Source organism: Stenotrophomonas sp. STEN035, from assembly GCF_056759935.1.
This window is the reverse complement of record NZ_JBRRDY010000006.1, coordinates 86,150-102,380: the sequence shown is the minus strand read 5'-3', so window position 1 is coordinate 102,380 and position 16,231 is coordinate 86,150. Positions and strand designations below refer to the sequence as shown.

16 protein-coding genes are annotated in these 16,231 nt (G+C 62.9%); 11 read left to right on the top strand and 5 right to left on the bottom strand.

The window, feature by feature from the left end:
* Window positions 1-10: 10 nt before the first annotated feature.
* Window positions 11-1,231, bottom strand: a complete 1,221-nt coding sequence (locus ACVOLL_RS04885; RefSeq protein ID WP_481511863.1) for an MFS transporter — start codon at window positions 1,229-1,231, stop codon at window positions 11-13.
* Window positions 1,221-1,607 carry a hypothetical protein gene (locus tag ACVOLL_RS04880; RefSeq protein WP_481511862.1) on the bottom strand — a complete coding sequence of 129 codons (387 nt, stop codon included), beginning with the start codon at window positions 1,605-1,607 and terminating at the stop codon, window positions 1,221-1,223. Before ACVOLL_RS04880 ends, ACVOLL_RS04885 begins: the two co-directional genes overlap by 11 nt.
* A gap of 136 nt (window positions 1,608-1,743) precedes the next feature.
* Here ACVOLL_RS04880 and ACVOLL_RS04875 point away from each other — a divergent pair, with 136 nt between their 5' ends.
* The 3 genes from ACVOLL_RS04875 (at window position 1,744) to ACVOLL_RS04865 (ending at window position 4,341) form a co-directional block, all read left to right on the top strand.
* Window positions 1,744-2,697: a helix-turn-helix domain-containing protein gene (locus ACVOLL_RS04875; RefSeq protein WP_481511861.1), complete on the top strand. Its 954-nt coding sequence runs from the start codon at window positions 1,744-1,746 to the stop codon at window positions 2,695-2,697.
* Window positions 2,698-3,255: 558 nt separating this feature from the next.
* Window positions 3,256-3,522: a hypothetical protein gene (locus ACVOLL_RS04870; RefSeq protein ID WP_296249044.1), complete on the top strand. Its 267-nt coding sequence runs from the start codon at window positions 3,256-3,258 to the stop codon at window positions 3,520-3,522.
* 147 nt (window positions 3,523-3,669) lie between these two features.
* On the top strand, window positions 3,670-4,341 hold the full coding sequence (locus ACVOLL_RS04865) for a hypothetical protein (protein WP_481511860.1): 672 nt from the start codon (window positions 3,670-3,672) through the stop codon (window positions 4,339-4,341).
* 111 nt (window positions 4,342-4,452) lie between these two features.
* Here the strand turns inward: ACVOLL_RS04865 and ACVOLL_RS04860 are convergent, their stop codons facing one another.
* Complete coding sequence (locus ACVOLL_RS04860) at window positions 4,453-5,346, bottom strand: NAD-dependent epimerase/dehydratase family protein (protein WP_481511859.1); 894 nt, start codon at window positions 5,344-5,346, stop codon at window positions 4,453-4,455.
* Window positions 5,347-5,695: 349 nt separating this feature from the next.
* Between ACVOLL_RS04860 and ACVOLL_RS04855 the strand changes: the two genes are divergently transcribed.
* From ACVOLL_RS04855 to ACVOLL_RS04845, 3 genes are all read left to right on the top strand, one after another.
* Complete coding sequence (locus ACVOLL_RS04855) at window positions 5,696-6,124, top strand: hypothetical protein (protein WP_481511858.1); 429 nt, start codon at window positions 5,696-5,698, stop codon at window positions 6,122-6,124.
* A 193-nt stretch (window positions 6,125-6,317) separates the two neighbouring features.
* A complete protein-coding gene (locus ACVOLL_RS04850; RefSeq protein ID WP_481511857.1) occupies window positions 6,318-6,449 on the top strand; it encodes a hypothetical protein in 132 nt (43 codons plus the stop codon).
* A gap of 17 nt (window positions 6,450-6,466) precedes the next feature.
* Window positions 6,467-6,721: a hypothetical protein gene (locus ACVOLL_RS04845; RefSeq protein ID WP_481511856.1), complete on the top strand. Its 255-nt coding sequence runs from the start codon at window positions 6,467-6,469 to the stop codon at window positions 6,719-6,721.
* Window positions 6,722-6,830: 109 nt separating this feature from the next.
* On the opposite strand, the gene ACVOLL_RS04840 is transcribed toward ACVOLL_RS04845, so the two are convergent.
* Window positions 6,831-10,541 carry an indolepyruvate ferredoxin oxidoreductase family protein gene (locus tag ACVOLL_RS04840; protein WP_481511855.1) on the bottom strand — a complete coding sequence of 1,237 codons (3,711 nt, stop codon included), beginning with the start codon at window positions 10,539-10,541 and terminating at the stop codon, window positions 6,831-6,833.
* Window positions 10,542-10,710: 169 nt separating this feature from the next.
* On the opposite strand from ACVOLL_RS04840, the gene ACVOLL_RS04835 reads away from it, so the two are divergent.
* The 5 genes from ACVOLL_RS04835 (at window position 10,711) to ACVOLL_RS04815 (ending at window position 14,523) form a co-directional block, all read left to right on the top strand.
* A complete protein-coding gene (locus ACVOLL_RS04835; RefSeq protein ID WP_481511854.1) occupies window positions 10,711-11,349 on the top strand; it encodes a tetratricopeptide repeat protein in 639 nt (212 codons plus the stop codon).
* 105 nt (window positions 11,350-11,454) lie between these two features.
* The gene (locus ACVOLL_RS04830) at window positions 11,455-12,369 is read left to right on the top strand and encodes an AEC family transporter (protein ID WP_481511853.1); all 915 of its coding nucleotides are present in this window, start codon (window positions 11,455-11,457) and stop codon (window positions 12,367-12,369) included.
* Window positions 12,370-12,411: 42 nt separating this feature from the next.
* The gene (locus ACVOLL_RS04825; RefSeq protein WP_481511852.1) at window positions 12,412-13,464 is read left to right on the top strand and encodes a hypothetical protein; all 1,053 of its coding nucleotides are present in this window, start codon (window positions 12,412-12,414) and stop codon (window positions 13,462-13,464) included.
* Window positions 13,465-13,513: 49 nt separating this feature from the next.
* The gene (locus ACVOLL_RS04820) at window positions 13,514-13,714 is read left to right on the top strand and encodes a hypothetical protein (RefSeq protein ID WP_481511851.1); all 201 of its coding nucleotides are present in this window, start codon (window positions 13,514-13,516) and stop codon (window positions 13,712-13,714) included.
* A 257-nt stretch (window positions 13,715-13,971) separates the two neighbouring features.
* Window positions 13,972-14,523, top strand: coding sequence for a hypothetical protein (locus ACVOLL_RS04815; protein ID WP_481511850.1), 552 nt, complete (start codon window positions 13,972-13,974; stop codon window positions 14,521-14,523).
* Between the two features lie 202 nt (window positions 14,524-14,725).
* Here the strand turns inward: ACVOLL_RS04815 and ACVOLL_RS04810 are convergent, their stop codons facing one another.
* On the bottom strand, window positions 14,726-16,207 hold the full coding sequence (locus tag ACVOLL_RS04810; protein WP_481511849.1) for an AAA family ATPase: 1,482 nt from the start codon (window positions 16,205-16,207) through the stop codon (window positions 14,726-14,728).
* Window positions 16,208-16,231: the final 24 nt, after the last annotated feature.

Here is a 16,231-nt window from a genome sequence, read left to right as displayed (position 1 = left end):
TCGGAACGTATCAGGGAGAAGAAGGAGAGGGCGCGAAGCGGCGCAGCAGCGGCCGGCACAACAGCAACCCAAGCGCGGAGACGATCGCCAGCGCCACGTAATAAGCGGGGTAACCCAGGCCCTTGGCGAGGAAGCCGGACAAGGCACCACCGATGAAATAGATCAGCAGTTCGAAGCACACCAGCAGGGTGAAGTCGGTGCCGGCCTGCTCGCGCGAGCTGATGCGCATGAACAAGGCATACAGGCTGGTCATGGCGACATAGCGCAGGGCCAGCAGGGCGATCACCAGCGCGCCCAGCCCAAACTGCGATGAGGCAAGCACACCGCAGTGCAGCAAGGCGGCCAGCAGCACATACAGCAGCGTGCGCCACCAACCGGCGTGCATCAGCAGCTGTTCGGCGCTGCGCTGCTTGAGCAGCCAGGCCGCGCCCACCGCAGCCAACATGCCTACGCCAGCACCGCCCACCGAGATCAGCAGGCCGATCTCGGTCAGGCTCCACTTCTGGTCGACCAGCAGCGGATTGACCATCGCCATCGCCGGTGCTTCCACCATGCGATACAGGACGATCAGCAGCAGTGCCCAGCGCAGCTCGGGCCGGCGCAGCGCACGCAGCACGCTCGGCCGCTGGCTGGCCGCTGGCCGTGGCACCTCGCTGATCTGCTGCACGGCGAACAGGGTCAGGGCACTCATCGCCGCCAGACTCAGCAGGGCCACGTTCCAGCCGCGCGTTTCGTACAGCCACAGCACGCCTGCGCCGCCGACCATGCTGCCCAGCGCCACGCCCACGCTCTGCGCCATGCTGCCGAGGCGGTGCTCGGCCGGTGCCAAGGCTTCCACCGTATAGCCATCGATGGCGATGTCCTGGGTGGCGGCGATGGTGGAGATCCACATGCCGACCAGCACAAACACAGTCAGGCCATGGTCCAGGCCGGTGAAGGCCAACACCAGGATGCCGACCAGCAACAGCAACTGGGTCAGCCACAACCAGCTGCGGCGACGGCCTAGGGCAGGCAGGTGCCAACGGTCCACCAGCGGCGCCCACAGGAATTTGAACGCCCACGGCAGGTATAGCAGCGACAACATGCCGATCCAGCGCAGGTCCACGCCCTGGCTGCGCAGGATGGCGGGTACCGCCACGTTGTAGAAATACAGCGGCAGCGCATGGGCCATGTACAGCACCACGATGACGCCCAGGCCGAAACGCGAGGCCGCGCCGTGCTCAGTACGCATCGGCCTGCTCCAGCTGTTGGCCGACCCAGCGTATGCCGTCGGCGGCGTCGGTGGTGACGTAGTAGGGCACGCCCCAGGCCGCGTGCAGGGCCGGCGTATCCAGCCGCTGCTGCTCGGCGGCGCTGCTGGCAATGCGCACCAGGCCCTTGCAGTAAACGCGGAAGGCCGGCTTGTGCTGCTTGTACCAGACCGCCTGGATGGCGCGGTAATCCTCACTGAAGCTGGCACCGGGTACGGTGCTGGCGATGAAGTAGAACGGCGTGGCGGCCACGATCAACGCTTCCACGTGCTGCAGCCAGTGGCGGATATCGTCCGCGCTGACCGCATCGTGGAAGACGGCGCGGACCACGGCCGCTTGCTTGATCGTCAAACCCATTGCCACTGACCTTCACTGAATACGGGGCAGGGCCGTCCATACGCGGCCCCTCAAATAAGAATAGTTATCAATACCATTGAAAGTTTAGGCGCAGCGAAGGAAAATTTAGGCAGGACCACATTCCGGGATGCCCTGCATGCAGGTTTTCACCTGCGCCGAACTGATGACCGCAGCCCACGCGCTGGGCGGGCAGGTTGATTTCAATGCCGGCATGGCCGACGCCACGCCGGTGCTGGCCGGCTGGCAGCAGGTGCACGCGCTGGACGATGGCGTGTCGCTCTACTTGAGCCGTAGCCGCGACATGGTGGGCGGCTGCAGCCACAACCGCCTGGCAGCGGGCATCACCGCCGGTTTCCTGGTGGATGGCGAAGCCGACGTTGCCATCGGCAGGCATCGCTTGCGGCTGGAGGGCAACCATCGACGCATGCCGACCATGCTGGTCCACCTGCGTGAGGAAGACAGCTTCCAGCGGCATTGGCAGGCTGGACGACAGGAAGGCAAGGTCAGCCTGCACCTCAGCGATGACTGGTTGCAGCGGCAGTTGCAGGCCGATTCCCGTGGCAGTACCCGATTGGCACGCGTTTGTCATGGCCACGCCGACAACCATGCATGGCGGCCGCCGGCGCCGTTGTTGCAGCGGGCGACGCAACTGCTGGAGAACAAGACCGGTTCGCTGCCATTGCTGCGCCGCCTGCAGCAGGAAAGCTTTGCCCTGGAACTGGCGGCGGACGTGCTGCAGACACTGGCCAACGAGGGTGGCGAACGGCCTTTGGGTTCGCACCTGCAGCGCTGCGTCACCCGCCTGCAGCAGTGGTTGCAAAGTGGAGAGGCCGACACACTGAGCATCGCGCAGATGGCTCGCCAGCTCGGCACCAATGCAGTTGACCTGCAGCGTGGCTTCCAGCATTGCCATGGCCAAAGCATCGCCAACTACCAGCGCGAGCTACGGCTGGAACGCGCACGCCAGGCACTGCTGCGCCAGCGCGTTCCCGTGGATGTAGCTGCCACCATCGCCGGCTACGCGCACACCAGCAGCTTCAGCGCCGCGTTCAAGCGCCAATACGGCACATCACCCTCGCAGCTGAAGTAGCGCTCACTGTTTGGCTGTTTGTAGGAGCGGCGTAAGCCGCGAAGCCACCAAACTAAAATACCTGCACGGTCCGCGCATCCAATGATGCCAGCTGGCAGCGAACGAACTGACCAACAAACGCGCAGAGATTGATCATCGTGCCGAACGTTCCGATAGACAGCTCGTGGCATGAAGCCGCCGCACCGCGCGATGCAGCAGTTGAAGGTTGCACGCGGAGATCACGCCGTCTCCATTCACGTCTTGCAACCCACTACGATTCCAATTCATACCGATGAATTGGCAAGCCGAAGACATCACGGCACACCAATAAGTGCAGAAGCGAACGCTTGTTCACCCGCAAATTTTCACCTCGAATTTGCATAGATGACTGCGAACACCAGGCATTGGTCCATCAAATTCAACGGCATTCCTTGAGCTTGCTGAATTCAAGCCACAACGCTGCTCATTCAAACACCTTCACAGTTCATTTATCTGTGCAAACGTCAGCTGAAAGCGCATCACGCTGCTCTGCAAAAACGTAGCTATATTCGAGATCCCCCAAACGTAGGAGGAAGTGGAATGTTCATGACCAAGCAGAAAATGGTGATGGCGCGTACGCTCGGCGTGGCAGTCGTCGTCATGAGCCTGGCGTCCTGTGCAACCTATAAAGAAGAGTTCGCAGGGATCAACTCACGCCTCGACCAACTCGATACGAGGGTGCAGGGTGCAGCACAGAGCGCCGAGTCCGCCAATCAGTCCGCACAGCAGGCCAATCAACGACTGGATCAAATTGAAGGTCGCGTCCAGCAACTCGAAAGGGCACCACGTCGCACACCGCGCGGCTGATCGCTCTGTTCGATTCATGATGAGTATCTGAATTCAGGATCCGGTGGCCTTTACCGGCCACTGGCTTCCTCCCCTCGATCAGTCTTCATTGCAAGGAACCGTCCCATCCGTACGCACACCTACCCTGTAATCCTCGCCGCCCTTGGCATGCTGGCGTTCGCGAGCATCGACGCGGCCAGCGCCAAGGATGCGACCGTGCAACAAGCGGCAAGCGCCGTCGATCAACTTCCGCCAGATCAAAAGGTGTCGGACACGGTGATCGAACTTGCCGGCTGGGTTGTCGCAAGCAAGGACAACCAGGGCTATCCCTTCGCGATCATGGACAAGGCCGCTGCACAGATCCTGGTGTTCAGCGGAGATGGCCGACTGCGCGGCGCCACACCGGGACTGTTTGGCTCGGCAACCGGCGATCACGTCGCTCCCGGCGTCGCCGGCCTAGCGCTGCGTGAGATTCCGGGCCGCGACCGCACCACACCTGCGGGTCGTTTCATCGGCGGCTTCGGCCCCTCGCTCGACGCGGGACGCGTGCTGTGGGTGGACTACGATTCCGCAGTCTCCATCCATCCCACCGCTACCGGCGTGCCTGCCGAGCGACGCGCAGAGCGCCTCGCATCACCAACACCGGACGACAACCGTGTCACCCATGGCTGCATCAACATCGCGCCGGACTTCTACGAGCAGATCGTCAGCCCGACATTCGAGCGCGGCGGCCTGTTCTACATCCTGCCGGACAAGGACAGCCTGGAAGAAACCTTCCCGGAGTTCGCAAAGAGCCGCGCCACCGGGACAGACAACGAAGGCAAACACGCAGGGCGCTGAAGAAGGTGCCCTGCCTGCGTATCCGCATCAGCAGCGAGAGGCTCCTTCTTTTGTAGGAGCGGCGTAAGCCGCGAAGCAAGCACCGCCTACCGACCTACCAATGCAACAGAATCAATCCACAGTCCTATCAACGAAACCACGCGTATAAGGCAACACTTCAAGACTACGACGATCCACCTGCGCCAAAACCTCGTTGAAACCAAACGCAGGCTCCCAACCCAAGGCCCGCCGCATAGCGGCATTGTCGTAAACCCGATCAATGACCGAAGGCAGCGGCCAACCACGCCGCGCATGCTCGGCAACCAACTCCGGGCAACGCAGACGCAGCACTTCAACTGCATCACACCCCAACTGCTCAAGGTCTTCGCGCTGAAACGGCGTAGATCCGCTGACGACAAATTTACTGAATGAACCAGCCGGCAAAGCCAACGCTGCCACATGCGCATCAGCAACATCGCGCAAATCAACGCCGCGGTGCAGGCGCAACACCGACATCTGATCCGCAGGTTGCGGGAAACAGCGTGACATGCGGATGACGCTACGTGTCAGCCCTGCACCGGACCACTCGGCCAGGATCTGCTCGGCTTCCAGCTTGGTGCGGTGATACACCGTCTTGGGCTGCGGCACCACGGACTCATCGATCCACGTGCAACCCCGCTCGGCGACAGCATCGCCATACAGTGCGGTGGTACTAGTGTAGACCACCTGCTTCACACCTGCCTGCTGCGCAGCTTCCAGCAACTGCTGCACCCCCGCCACATTGACCCGCTCGAACTCGCGATCAGATACCAGGCCGACATGCGGCGCATGGTACGAAGCGGTGTGGAAGACCACATCCACGCCCTGCAATGCCGAATGCAGCAAGCGGCTATCGGTGAAGTCACCAATAAGCGACGAGCAGGAGAAAGGGGAGCGGTCGAGGCCGACAGCCTCATGGTCTGCGGCAATCGCGTTGTAGATTGCGCGGCCAATCCGGCCTGAACTACCGGTGATAAGAGCTTTCACGAGAAAATGAGTTTGGCGCCCGGGAGCTGCCGGGATGGAGGCATGGTAGACCCCTTGCCTCATTTTCAGCTACCCGATGGTCCTGGCAGGAATATGGAGATCTAACTGAGAGTGTCTATGTCCGGAGAGCTTGGGGTTGAGGCGCAGATGTCGTCTTTCGACCCAAAGCAGACCTACGCTGTCTGGAAAGAAATGGGTGATTCAAGTTGAGGGGGCAGGGGTCAATCCGGCTGCGGCTCTCCAGCTCTGGTCGCTTACTCGACACTTTCCTTCCGGTGCCGTAGTGCAGCGTCCTGCTGCAGCTGATCGCTATCATTGACGATTTCGGTAGTACTACGGGCAGGGCGTAATGAAGAGCGCATTGGTGATATTGCTGGGAATGGGGGTGGTGATGGCGGCGGCTGCGCAACTCAACGGCCCGCAGCGGTTGCGGGCTGCCCGCCAGGAAACATTCGAGCAGCTGCGGTTTCCGTCGCGCGATGGTTCTGCCTTCACCGGTGCCCAGGTACAGGTGGTGAAGCAGGTGCACGGACGGTTCGATGGTATGCAGCAACCGGGGCCGCGCTGGATGGCACAGGCCTCAGACGATGCATTCTGGTACTGCGTCGGGCCCGGGCCAAGTTGGTATCTGGCCATTCCGATTTCAAGACGCAATGGCTTCCAATGGGATGTCGACTGGGTGGTACGCCCTTTGGACGAAGGCCGCATGCGTGCCGCGCTGAGCGGCGACACCGAAGCGCTACGGTTGGCCTTTGGCGAGCAGACCGCACGGGGATGAGTGGAAACTGAGCATGACGTGTGTGCAGATTCTTGTGTAGACGGAAATTTGAAGCGCTCCGGTTTGAAGCTGGCCATCATTCGGGAGCATGTCCGTTCCTGGCCGTTAGCAGACATCGAACAGTATCCGCGCGTTTCCAGACTCAGCTCTTAACGCGCCCTGCGGATATCAAACCATCGGAAGGTTGGAAAACATGCTCAAGATCATGGTCTTCGCAGTGACGCTTCTAGCTGCAAAGAGCGCCATGACCCGCGACCGCCCCATCCGCTCCTGCGAGAAAGCCCCCTTCTGGCCGAAATCCAGAGGCTGCTTCCCGATCACGTGATTGGAAAAACCGCGGGTGTGGATCCGAAGCCGGTAGAGAAGCTGCCCCAGTTCCCGCGCGGCATCTGGATGCGCTCCGGCAGCAGCCTGACCTGCGTCGTCGTTGTCCTGGACGAAACTGGCAAGCCGCAGGACGCCATCGTTTCCTATCCGTCGCGAATGGGGCTGACCGAACAGGAGAAGCAGGTGATTCTTTCCGTTCAATGGACGCCGGCGCAGGTAGGCGGGCAAGCTCGGCCTTCCCTGGTGGCCATGAATTTCGAGATCCACTGACGCAGCTTAAGTCGGTAACGGCCTGAGCTTCAACGTTGGCGCTGAAGCTCAGCCTGCGCAATGCAACTCATTGGTTGCATTGCGCATAAGCAACGTATCAGTTGCCTTCTCAGGCCGCCTGCACGATATGCAGCGCCTTCGGGTTGCGCCACGTTGCCAGCAGTGTGGCTTCGCGGGCCTTGGCTTCGTGCAGATGCGCTTCCTTGACGTGGCCGTAGCCGCGGATGTGCTCGGGGATGCTGGCGATGTCCACTGCCAGTGCAAGACGGCGTGCATCCAGCCCACTGATCAGTTCCTGCAGAGTCTTCTCGTAGTCAGCGATCAGCTGACGCTCGCCACGACGTTCCTCGGTGTAACCGAACACGTCGAAGCGGCCGCCGCGCAGGCCCTTGAACTTGGCCAGCAGGCCGAAGGCCTTGAACATCCACGGGCCGTATTCCTTCTTCTGCAGCTGGCCCTGTTCGTCGCGCTTGGCGAACAACGGCGGGGCAAGGTGGAAACGGACCTGGTAGTCGCCTTCGAACTTCTCTGCCACACGCTTGGCGAAGTCGCCGCTGGTGTACAGGCGGGCCACTTCGTATTCGTCCTTGTAGGCCATCAGCTTGAAGAAGTAGCGCGCGGCGGCTTCGCTCAATGCGGTGCTGCCCGGGATGGCCTGCTGCTCGGCCTTGCGCACGGCATCGATCAGCGTGCGATAGCGATTGGCGTAAGCGGCGTCCTGGTAGTCGGTGAGGAAGCTGCTGCGGCGGGCGATCAACTCGTCCAGCGAACGCGACAGGTGCGCATCGTCCAGCGATGCGAACGCGGCTTCACCGCTGGTCTGGCTGGCGGCTGGCAAGCCGCGGATATCCGGCTCGTTGCCCGGGTTGCGCGGTGCCGACGGTGCGCCGGCTTCGTTGCCTTCCCATTCACCGGGCGGCAGTTCGCGCAGCGCGGCCGGTTTGCGCTCGGCATCGGTCGGCGCGTTGTGGATGAGACCGGCGGCCTGCTGCACGGCCTGCGGATCGATCGCGGCCAGGCGGCCCCAGGCGAACGCGGTCTGGTTCATGGTCACGGCTGCGCCGTTGAGCTCCACCGCGCGCATCAGCGATTCCAGCGACAGCGGCACCAGGCCCTGCTGCCAGGCGAAGCCGAGGATGAACAGGTTGGAGGCAATCGCGTCGCCGAGCAGGGCGGTGGCCAGCTGGGTAGCGTCGAGCAGGATCGGGTCGCGACCGCCCAGTGCCAGCTTGACGCCGGCAATGATGTCGGCGGCTGGGAACTGCATGTCCGGGTGCGTGGTGAAGGTGCCGGGCATCGCTTCGTAGGTGTTCAACACCACCTGCGAGCGCTCGCCGCGCACCTTGGACAGTGCCCAGTAATCGTTGACCACCACCATGTCGCAGCCCAGCACCAGGTCGGCTTCACCGGCGGCGATACGCACGGCGTGGATGTCGGCCGGACGGTTGGCGATGCGGATATGGGTGGTGACTGCACCGCCCTTCTGCGCCAGGCCGGTCTGGTCGAGCACGCTGGCACCCTTGCCTTCGAGGTGGCCGGCCATGCCGAGCAGCGCGCCGATGGTCACCACGCCGGTGCCGCCGACGCCGGTGATCAGGATGTTCCAGGGCTGCGAGAAGTCAGTGCGGAAGGTCGGTGCCGGCAGGTTGTCGAGCAGGCTGGCCGCGCTGCTCTTGCTGCCCTTGCGCAGCTGGCCGCCGTGCACGGTGACGAAGCTCGGGCAGAAGCCCGTCGTGCAGGTGAAATCCTTGTTGCAGTTGGACTGGTCGATGTCGCGCTTGCGCCCGAATTCGGTTTCCTTCGGCAGCACCGACACGCAGAAGCTCTTCTCACCACAGTCACCGCAGCCTTCGCAGACCAGCGAGTTGATCATGGTGCGCTTGGCCGGGTCGACGATCTTGCCGCGCTTGCGGCGGCGGCGCTTCTCGGTGGCACAGGTCTGTTCGTAGATCAGGATGCTGGTGCCCTTCACCGTGCGCAGCTGCTGCTGCACGGCATCGAGCTCGGCGCGGTCGTGGAATTCCACATCACTCGGGAACTCGTGACGACGCGACTTCCACTTCTGGATGTCGTCGGACAGCAGCACGATGGTGTGCACGCCTTCCGAACGCATCTGGTGGGCGATCTGCGGCACGGTCAGGGTGCCGTCCACCGGCTGGCCGCCGGTCATCGCCACCGCATCGTTGTAGAGGATCTTGTAGGTGATGTTGACGCCAGCGGCGATGGCCTGGCGGATCGCCAGCGAGCCGCTGTGGAAATAGGTGCCGTCGCCGAGGTTCTGGAACACGTGCTCGGTGTCGGTGAACGCGGCTTGGCCGGCCCAGGTGACGCCTTCGCCGCCCATGTGGGTGAAGGTGTCGGTGTCGCGGTCCATCCACGTCACCATGTAATGGCAGCCGATGCCGGCCAGCGCACGCGAGCCTTCCGGCACCTTGGTCGAGGTGTTGTGCGGGCAGCCGGAGCAGTAATGCGGCACGCGCGGGAACTGCGCGCGCGGCAGCGCCATCTCGGCTTCCTTGACGTCCATCCAGCGCAGGCGTTCTTCGATGGATTCGGTGTTGAAGAAACGCTGGATGCGACGACCGATCACGCCGGCAATCGTCGCCGGGGTCAGTTCGCCGGTGGACGGCAGGATCCACTCGCCCTGCTCGTCGTACTTGCCGACGATGGATGGGCGCGCGCCCCAGTTGGCCGGCCAGTTGTAGAAGTATTCCTTCATCTGCCGCTCGATGAAGGCCTTCTTCTCCTCCACTACGACGATGTCTTGCAGGCCGCGGGAGAACTCACCGATGCCCTGCGGCTCCAGCGGCCAGGTCATGCCGACCTTGTAGACGCGGATGCCGATGTCGGCGCAGGCCTTCTCGTCCAGGCCCAGGTATTCCAGCGCCTGCAGCACGTCCAGGTAGCTCTTGCCGGTGGTGACGATGCCCAGCCGTGCCTGCGGCGAATCCATCACCACCTTGTCGATGCCGTTGGCGCGGGCAAACGCCTGCGCCGCTTTCACCGCATAACGGTGCAGGCGCATTTCCTGCTCCATCGGCGGGTCCGGCCAGCGGATGTTGAGGCCGGCGGCCGGCATCTCGAAATCTTCCGGCAGGATGATCTGGCGGGCGAACGGGTTGACGTCCACCGAGGCCGAGGACTCCACCGTTTCGGCAATCGTCTTGAAGCCGATCCAGCGCCCGGTGTAGCGGCTCATCGCCCAGCCGACCAGGCCCATGTCGAGGATGTCCTGCACGCCTGCAGGGTTCAGCACCGGCATCATCGCGCTGACGAACTCTTCTTCGCTGCCGTGCGGCAGGGTGGAGCTGCGGCAGGCATGGTCGTCGGCGGCCAGCGCCAGTACGCCGCCGTGCTTCGAAGCACCGGCGGCATTGGCATGCTTGAACACGTCACCGCAGCGGTCCACGCCCGGGCCCTTGCCGTACCACATGCCATACACGCCATCGACCTTGGCACCGGGGAACAGGTTGGTCTGCTGTGTGCCCCAGACCATGGTCGCGCCGAGGTCCTCGTTGAGGCCGGGCACGAACTTCACCTTGGCCGCTTCCAGGTGCTTGCGCGCGCGCCATAGCTCCAGATCGAAGCCGCCCAACGGCGAGCCGCGGTAGCCGCTGACGAAGCCGCCGGTATTCAGCCCGGCCGCGGCGTCGCGCTGCTGCTGCATCAAGGGCAGGCGTACCAAGGCCTGCACGCCGCTCAGGTAGATGCGGCCATCGGTGCGCGTGTATTTGTGTTCCAAGGTGTAATCGGAATCACGCACGCCGATCAGCGGATCGTTGGCGGAGGCAGGCGAGGTAAGTTCGGCGGTACTGGTCATGGCTGGCCCATTGCGGAAACGGCTGGCAGGTGCCGACCGGCGGGGCCGGTGGCAGCCGCGGATTGTAGCAGCGGGGCTTTCATCACCCTGTAACCATGTCGCGCGTAGCGCCCGGAGCGGTTAGGATCGGGGCCGGGTGGGGGATAACTGTTTGATGGGGATTGCAGTCATGGGGGTTACAAAGCGCATGGTCGCTGGCGCGCTGCTGCTGGCGAGCTTGTTTGTCGCAAACGTTCAGGCACAGAGCCTGCCGAAGATCAACGAGTTCTATTTCGATGACGATGTGGCGGCCAAGCCGATCCATATCGTGCCGCCTGAACAGGCGGATGCGGTCGATCAGCTTATGAAGCTGCGCGAGCGCGGCCGCAAGGGCGTGGAAGCCACTGCCCAGCTGGCCAGCATCGCCTACCGTGACGGTCGTGAGGAACTGGGTGCCAAGCTGTACCAGGAAGCCTTGGCTGCCGTCGCCGACAATTCCGCACAGGCGCGCAGTCTGCGCTGGAATCACGGCTGGGATCTTTACCGCAAGGGCAACCCCGAGGAAGCGCTGGCTCATTGGACCAAGGTCGCCGAGGGCACGCGCGGCAATCCGTCATGGCTGCCGCCGACGCTGGCATTGGCATTGTGGAGCTTGAACCGCAAGGACGAAGCCGTGGCCTGGTATGCGGCCGCCGTACGCACGGAACCGGGACAATGGAGTGAAGCGGCGGCTTACCCGCAGCTGCTGCCTTCCTGGAGTGACGCCGAGCGCACACAGCTGGCCCAGGTACAGCAGGCGTGGGCAGCCAATCCGCCGGCCTGGCCGTAAGGGAGCAGCTGCGATGCAGCGCCCGTACCGTGTGCCGGCACTGCAGCAGGAGGTTTTGAGCCAGCGCTGATTCCCGTCGGGGGCGGCGCGGGCCATGCTCGCATCATGGCATTCGACGCTTTCGCACTGATCCTGACCATGCTCGCGCTGGGCATGGTCTTCGCACGCTTCCGGGTATTCCCGGACAACGCCGCCGACGTGCTCAACAAGGTGGTGCTGTACATCTGCCTGCCGGCAGCGGTGCTCACCTATGTGCCGCGCCTGCAGCTGGATGCCTCGTTGATCGGCATCATGCTGACGCCGTGGCTGTTGATGCTGCTGACCCTGGCCTTGGTAAGCCTGGCCACACGCCTGTTCGGTTTCGGGCGGCAGGTACATGCGGTGCTGCTGTTATGCGTGGCGCTATGCAATTCCAGTTTCATCGGCTACCCGATGGTGCGCGCGCTGTTGGGTGACCATGCCCTGCCGTATGCGGTGGTCTACGACCAGTTCGGCACCTTCGTTATGCTGTCGACGTTCGGTTTGTATGTGCTGGCCCGCTACAGCGGCGATACCCCGCCCAGCACCAGCCAGATTCTGTTGCGCATCGCCCGGTTCCCGCCGCTATGGGCACTGATCTTCGCCTTGCTGGTGATGCCGGCAACGCCGCCGACATGGATTGCCGGGGCGCTGAAGAATGTGTCCGATGCGATGCTGCCGCTGGTGATGCTGGCGGTGGGTCTTACGATCCAGCTGCGGCTGTCGCGCGCTGAACTCGCGCCGTTGGGCGTTGGCCTGTTGCTCAAGCTGCTGGTGTTACCCGCCGCCGCGTTGCCGCTGTCCTGGGCGTTTGGGCTGCAGGGCGAGATGCTGCGGGTCAACGTGCTGGAAACGGCAATGCCGACCATGATCACGGCCGCCGCGCTGGCCATTTCACACCGGCTGGCGCCACGCTTGGCAGCGGCGATGGTGGGTTATGGCATTGTGCTGTCGTTGGTCACCTTGCCGGCCTGGGTCTGGGTGCTTGATCGGCTGGTTTGAGTCAGTATGTAAGCTTGGATGCACCACAACGAGGAAAGCAGGATGCGTAAACCCTGGTTGATGTTTACTGGCTTGGCCTTGATGGCGGCAACGGCTGGCGCGATTGCGCAACCGGCGAAAGCTGAAGCCACGCCGGAGCAGATGCTCGCGCAGATCGAAGCGATCAACACCGCACGGTTGCAGCTTGGGCGAGAGCTCGCCGCAAGCGGTCAGCCACGCAAGCTGTATGCGGCGTGGCTGCTGGCGCCTATGAGCCTGGATCTGGCGCGTGGGAAAACCAGCTACTCGCCGGAAGCCGATACCTGGTTGATGCGCGCGATACGTACCGGCAGCGAGGATCCGGTGATCGCGGCGGCTGCGGTTACCCGCTGCATCCGGGTGGACGAGTGCGATGTGGAACAGGCCCGCGTCACGCTCGCGACCGCAGATGCGGAAGATGCTGGAAGCCAGCTGCTGTTGATGCGCCTGGCCGAGCATCGCAAGGATCCGATCGAGGCGGAGCGCGCCTGGCAGCGTGTGGCAAAAGCATCGCGCTACCGCGACCCCGCAGCAACTTTGATCGGCGTCATGGATGTGGCCACGCGCGACTATCCCTGGCCGCTGACCGATCCCGCGCAGGCAGCTGAGTGGCAGCGCCACAACAGCGGCAGCTATCTTGAACAGGAGCGCACCGTCACCTTGTTCAGCATCGCTGCGGTGCATTCTCCAGCTGATTTGAAGCAGATGATGGAGACTTGCCCAAAGACCGTGCCTGACGCGGCAAAGCGGGAGCAATGCCGACATCTGTTCAATGTAGTGGCGAACAGCAGCTCGCTTTTGCTCGCCGGCTATGGGGCTTCGCGCATGGCGGAGCTGGAGCAAGGGCCTGCGCAGGTACCGTGGTTGGCACGCAAGCGCGAGCTGCAATGGATCATCACGGAAGCCACAGCCATCTTGGCTGACGAAACCAGCAAGGTCACCAAGGTAAGCCCTGCCGAATACACGCGCTGGCTTGCAGAGCAGGGCGAGCTGCCAGCCATGCGACGCTTGCTTGCAGCCTATGGTGTGCCGGTGGCGCCGCCTGCTGATTGGCAGCCAGCTGTTCCGGCGGCGTGACCGTAGGGACCCGGATCGGGCATTGGTATCAACCACAAGCAGGGCATGTATGTCACATGGCTCCGAATCAGGTCACACCGAAACGGTGAGCTGTGTGGGCTCCGTCGAGGAGGGCGTCATCTTCATCAAAGTCGTTGGAATGCCTCAGGGATATCCGGTCGAGTTTGACCTGACGCAGGCGTGCGCCTTTGCGGAACAGTTGCAGAAGGCAATCAACGAAGTTGAGTCGGGTTGGGTTGGCGGGAACTGACGTCGGCATAGATGGTCCCTGCTCACTGCCGCAGCACACCATCCGACCTTATGCGGGCGTTCAATATCCGTTTGTAGGCCTTCCGCTCCGGCTTGTCCCGCGAAGTCATTTGTCGGCTTGTTGGGCCAGCGCGGTGGATCTAAGATCAGCCCGTACCAAGGGGGGAGCCCGCCATGCGGTGCGCTGCGAAAAACGGAGATGCGGAGTCAAGGTTCCGGCTATTGTCTGGTTGGTCTTGCGGCCACCATAGGGGAGTCATGAAGATCTATGTCATGGGTGCCGCGCTAGCGGTATCGCTATCTGGATGCGTTACCCCAAACTACGCTGCACCCTCTGGCTCCGTCGCAAAGCTGACGGTTGCTACAAATACCCTGGAAACATGGAATCAACAGGTCCGGCTACATAGCCAGCCCGATTGTGCCGGTTACCCAGGGAAGTTGATTGATATTCTTCAGTCGAAACGCATAGGCATCAGCACCGGCACTTCAACAACTACAAATATCCCTGCTGATTCAAGCATCACAGTTTCGGTATTGGCTAGCGTGCCGCGCGATGATTCATTTCTCAGCATGTTCTTTAAAGGGGGTGAGCGGGTTGCCTCTGAGAACAGATACTGTGAAGCGTTCGTAACCTTCCGGCCAGAGGCTGGAAAGGAATATCGCGCATCCTACAAAATAGACGGCTCTCCTTGCTCACTGGAGGTCATGGAAATCAGGGATGGGCAAGGGATTCTGGTCACCAACGCCCGTCCCAATAGCAGGTGCTCCATTGCCGCAAAAAAAGTAAGCAATCAGCTATGGACTAACTGACGCAGCTAAGGTCAACAAATTTTCAAGGACATTGCTGTCAGTCATGGGCATTGGATGGCAGTGCCTTCCTCATGAGATGTGAACGTGCCCGCCTCTCGATTTCAGATATCAACAACAAGCTCACCTTGCCGAAAGGAACATTGAACCAAAGGGTGCGCTGGCGCTATCCGTGCTACAGCAGCGTTAGAGCCTCCGGGCGATTTTAATCCGCAGGCACGGTGCGCTCGCGTGCCCAATCGCGCAGCGATTGCACCTGCTCGGCCATCAGTACTGACAGTGGCCGTGTATTGCGGATCTCGGCCATCAACAGCTCGGTGTCCAGCGGCTTCTGCTCGGCATGCGCGGCATACAGGCCGGCGACCACCACCTGCTCGATCTCGGCACCGGAGAAGCCATCGCTGGCCGCTGCCAGCGCCGGCAGTGCAAACAGATCCGGCTGCAGTTGGCGGCGGGCCAGGTGCAGGTGCAGCAGCTCGACGCGGGTGTCGGGCGAGGGCAGGTCGACGAAGAAGATTTCGTCGAAGCGGCCCTTGCGCAGCAGTTCCGCCGGCAGTTCCTGCACCTGGTTGGCGGTGGCGACGATGAATACCGGCGCCTTGCGCTCGGCCATCCAGGTCAGCAGGTAGCCGAGTACACGGCGCGACACGCCGCCGTCCTCACCGCCGCTGGCCAGTCCCTTCTCGACCTCGTCTATCCACAGCACGCAGGGCGCCAACTGCTCGGCCGAGGCCAGCGCGTCGCGCAGGTTCTTCTCGGTCTCGCCGTGGTACTTGTTGTACAGCGTGCCGAAGTCCAGCCGCAGCAGCGGCACGCCGAAGCCGGCGGCGGTGGCTTTGGCCAGCATCGACTTGCCGCAGCCCTGCACGCCGAGCAGCAGCATGCCCTTGGGCGGGTCCAGCCCGGGCGGGGCATTGCCGGAGACGAAGACCGCGCGGCGCTGCTCGATCCAGCGCTTGAGCCGGCGCGCGCCGGCCACGTCGCTGAAACGGGCCGAGTCGTATTCGTAATGCAGGTGGCCGCTGCGGTTGAGCAGCTCGAACTTGAGCTTGGCCAGCTGCGGCAGGTCATCGGCCTGCAGCGCGCCATCGGCGAAGATCAGCTGGCGGGCGATGCGACGTGCGTCAGTCATGCTCAGCCCGCGCAGGTTGCGCAGGATCTGCTGGACGGCTTCCTGGTCCACCTCGACCCGGCGCCCACCGTTCTCCTGGGCATAGCTGGCCGCTTCCTCGCGCAGCATCTTCAGCAGCGCATTGGCATCGGGCAGGCGTGGGTTGAAGCGGGTCGCCAGTGCTTCCAGTTCGGCCGACAGCTCGACCTTGGCGCCGACCAGCACCACCACGTGCGGCTGGCTGTGGCGGCGCTGGATGATGTCGCGCAGCAGCCGCTGGTGGCTGGCGTAACCCAGGTAGGGGTGGAAATCGAGCAGCAGGTAGATGCCGCGCTGATCGGCCTCCTGGATCATGCGCAGGGCGGCGCTGGCATCGGGCGGGCCGACCGCCTCGTCCTCGCGGTCCATGTCGATGCGGCGCAGGCCTTCGGTGATCGACCAGCGGTACAGGGACCGCCACACATGCATCAGGGCCTCGCGGAACAGACCCACGATACGGGTCTCATCCTGCGTTTCGATGACGATCAGCGGCGTGTTGGCGCGGATCAGTGCGGTCAGGTCCTGCAGCTCGCTCATGGTGGTTCCAATGCCGGGGGCGAC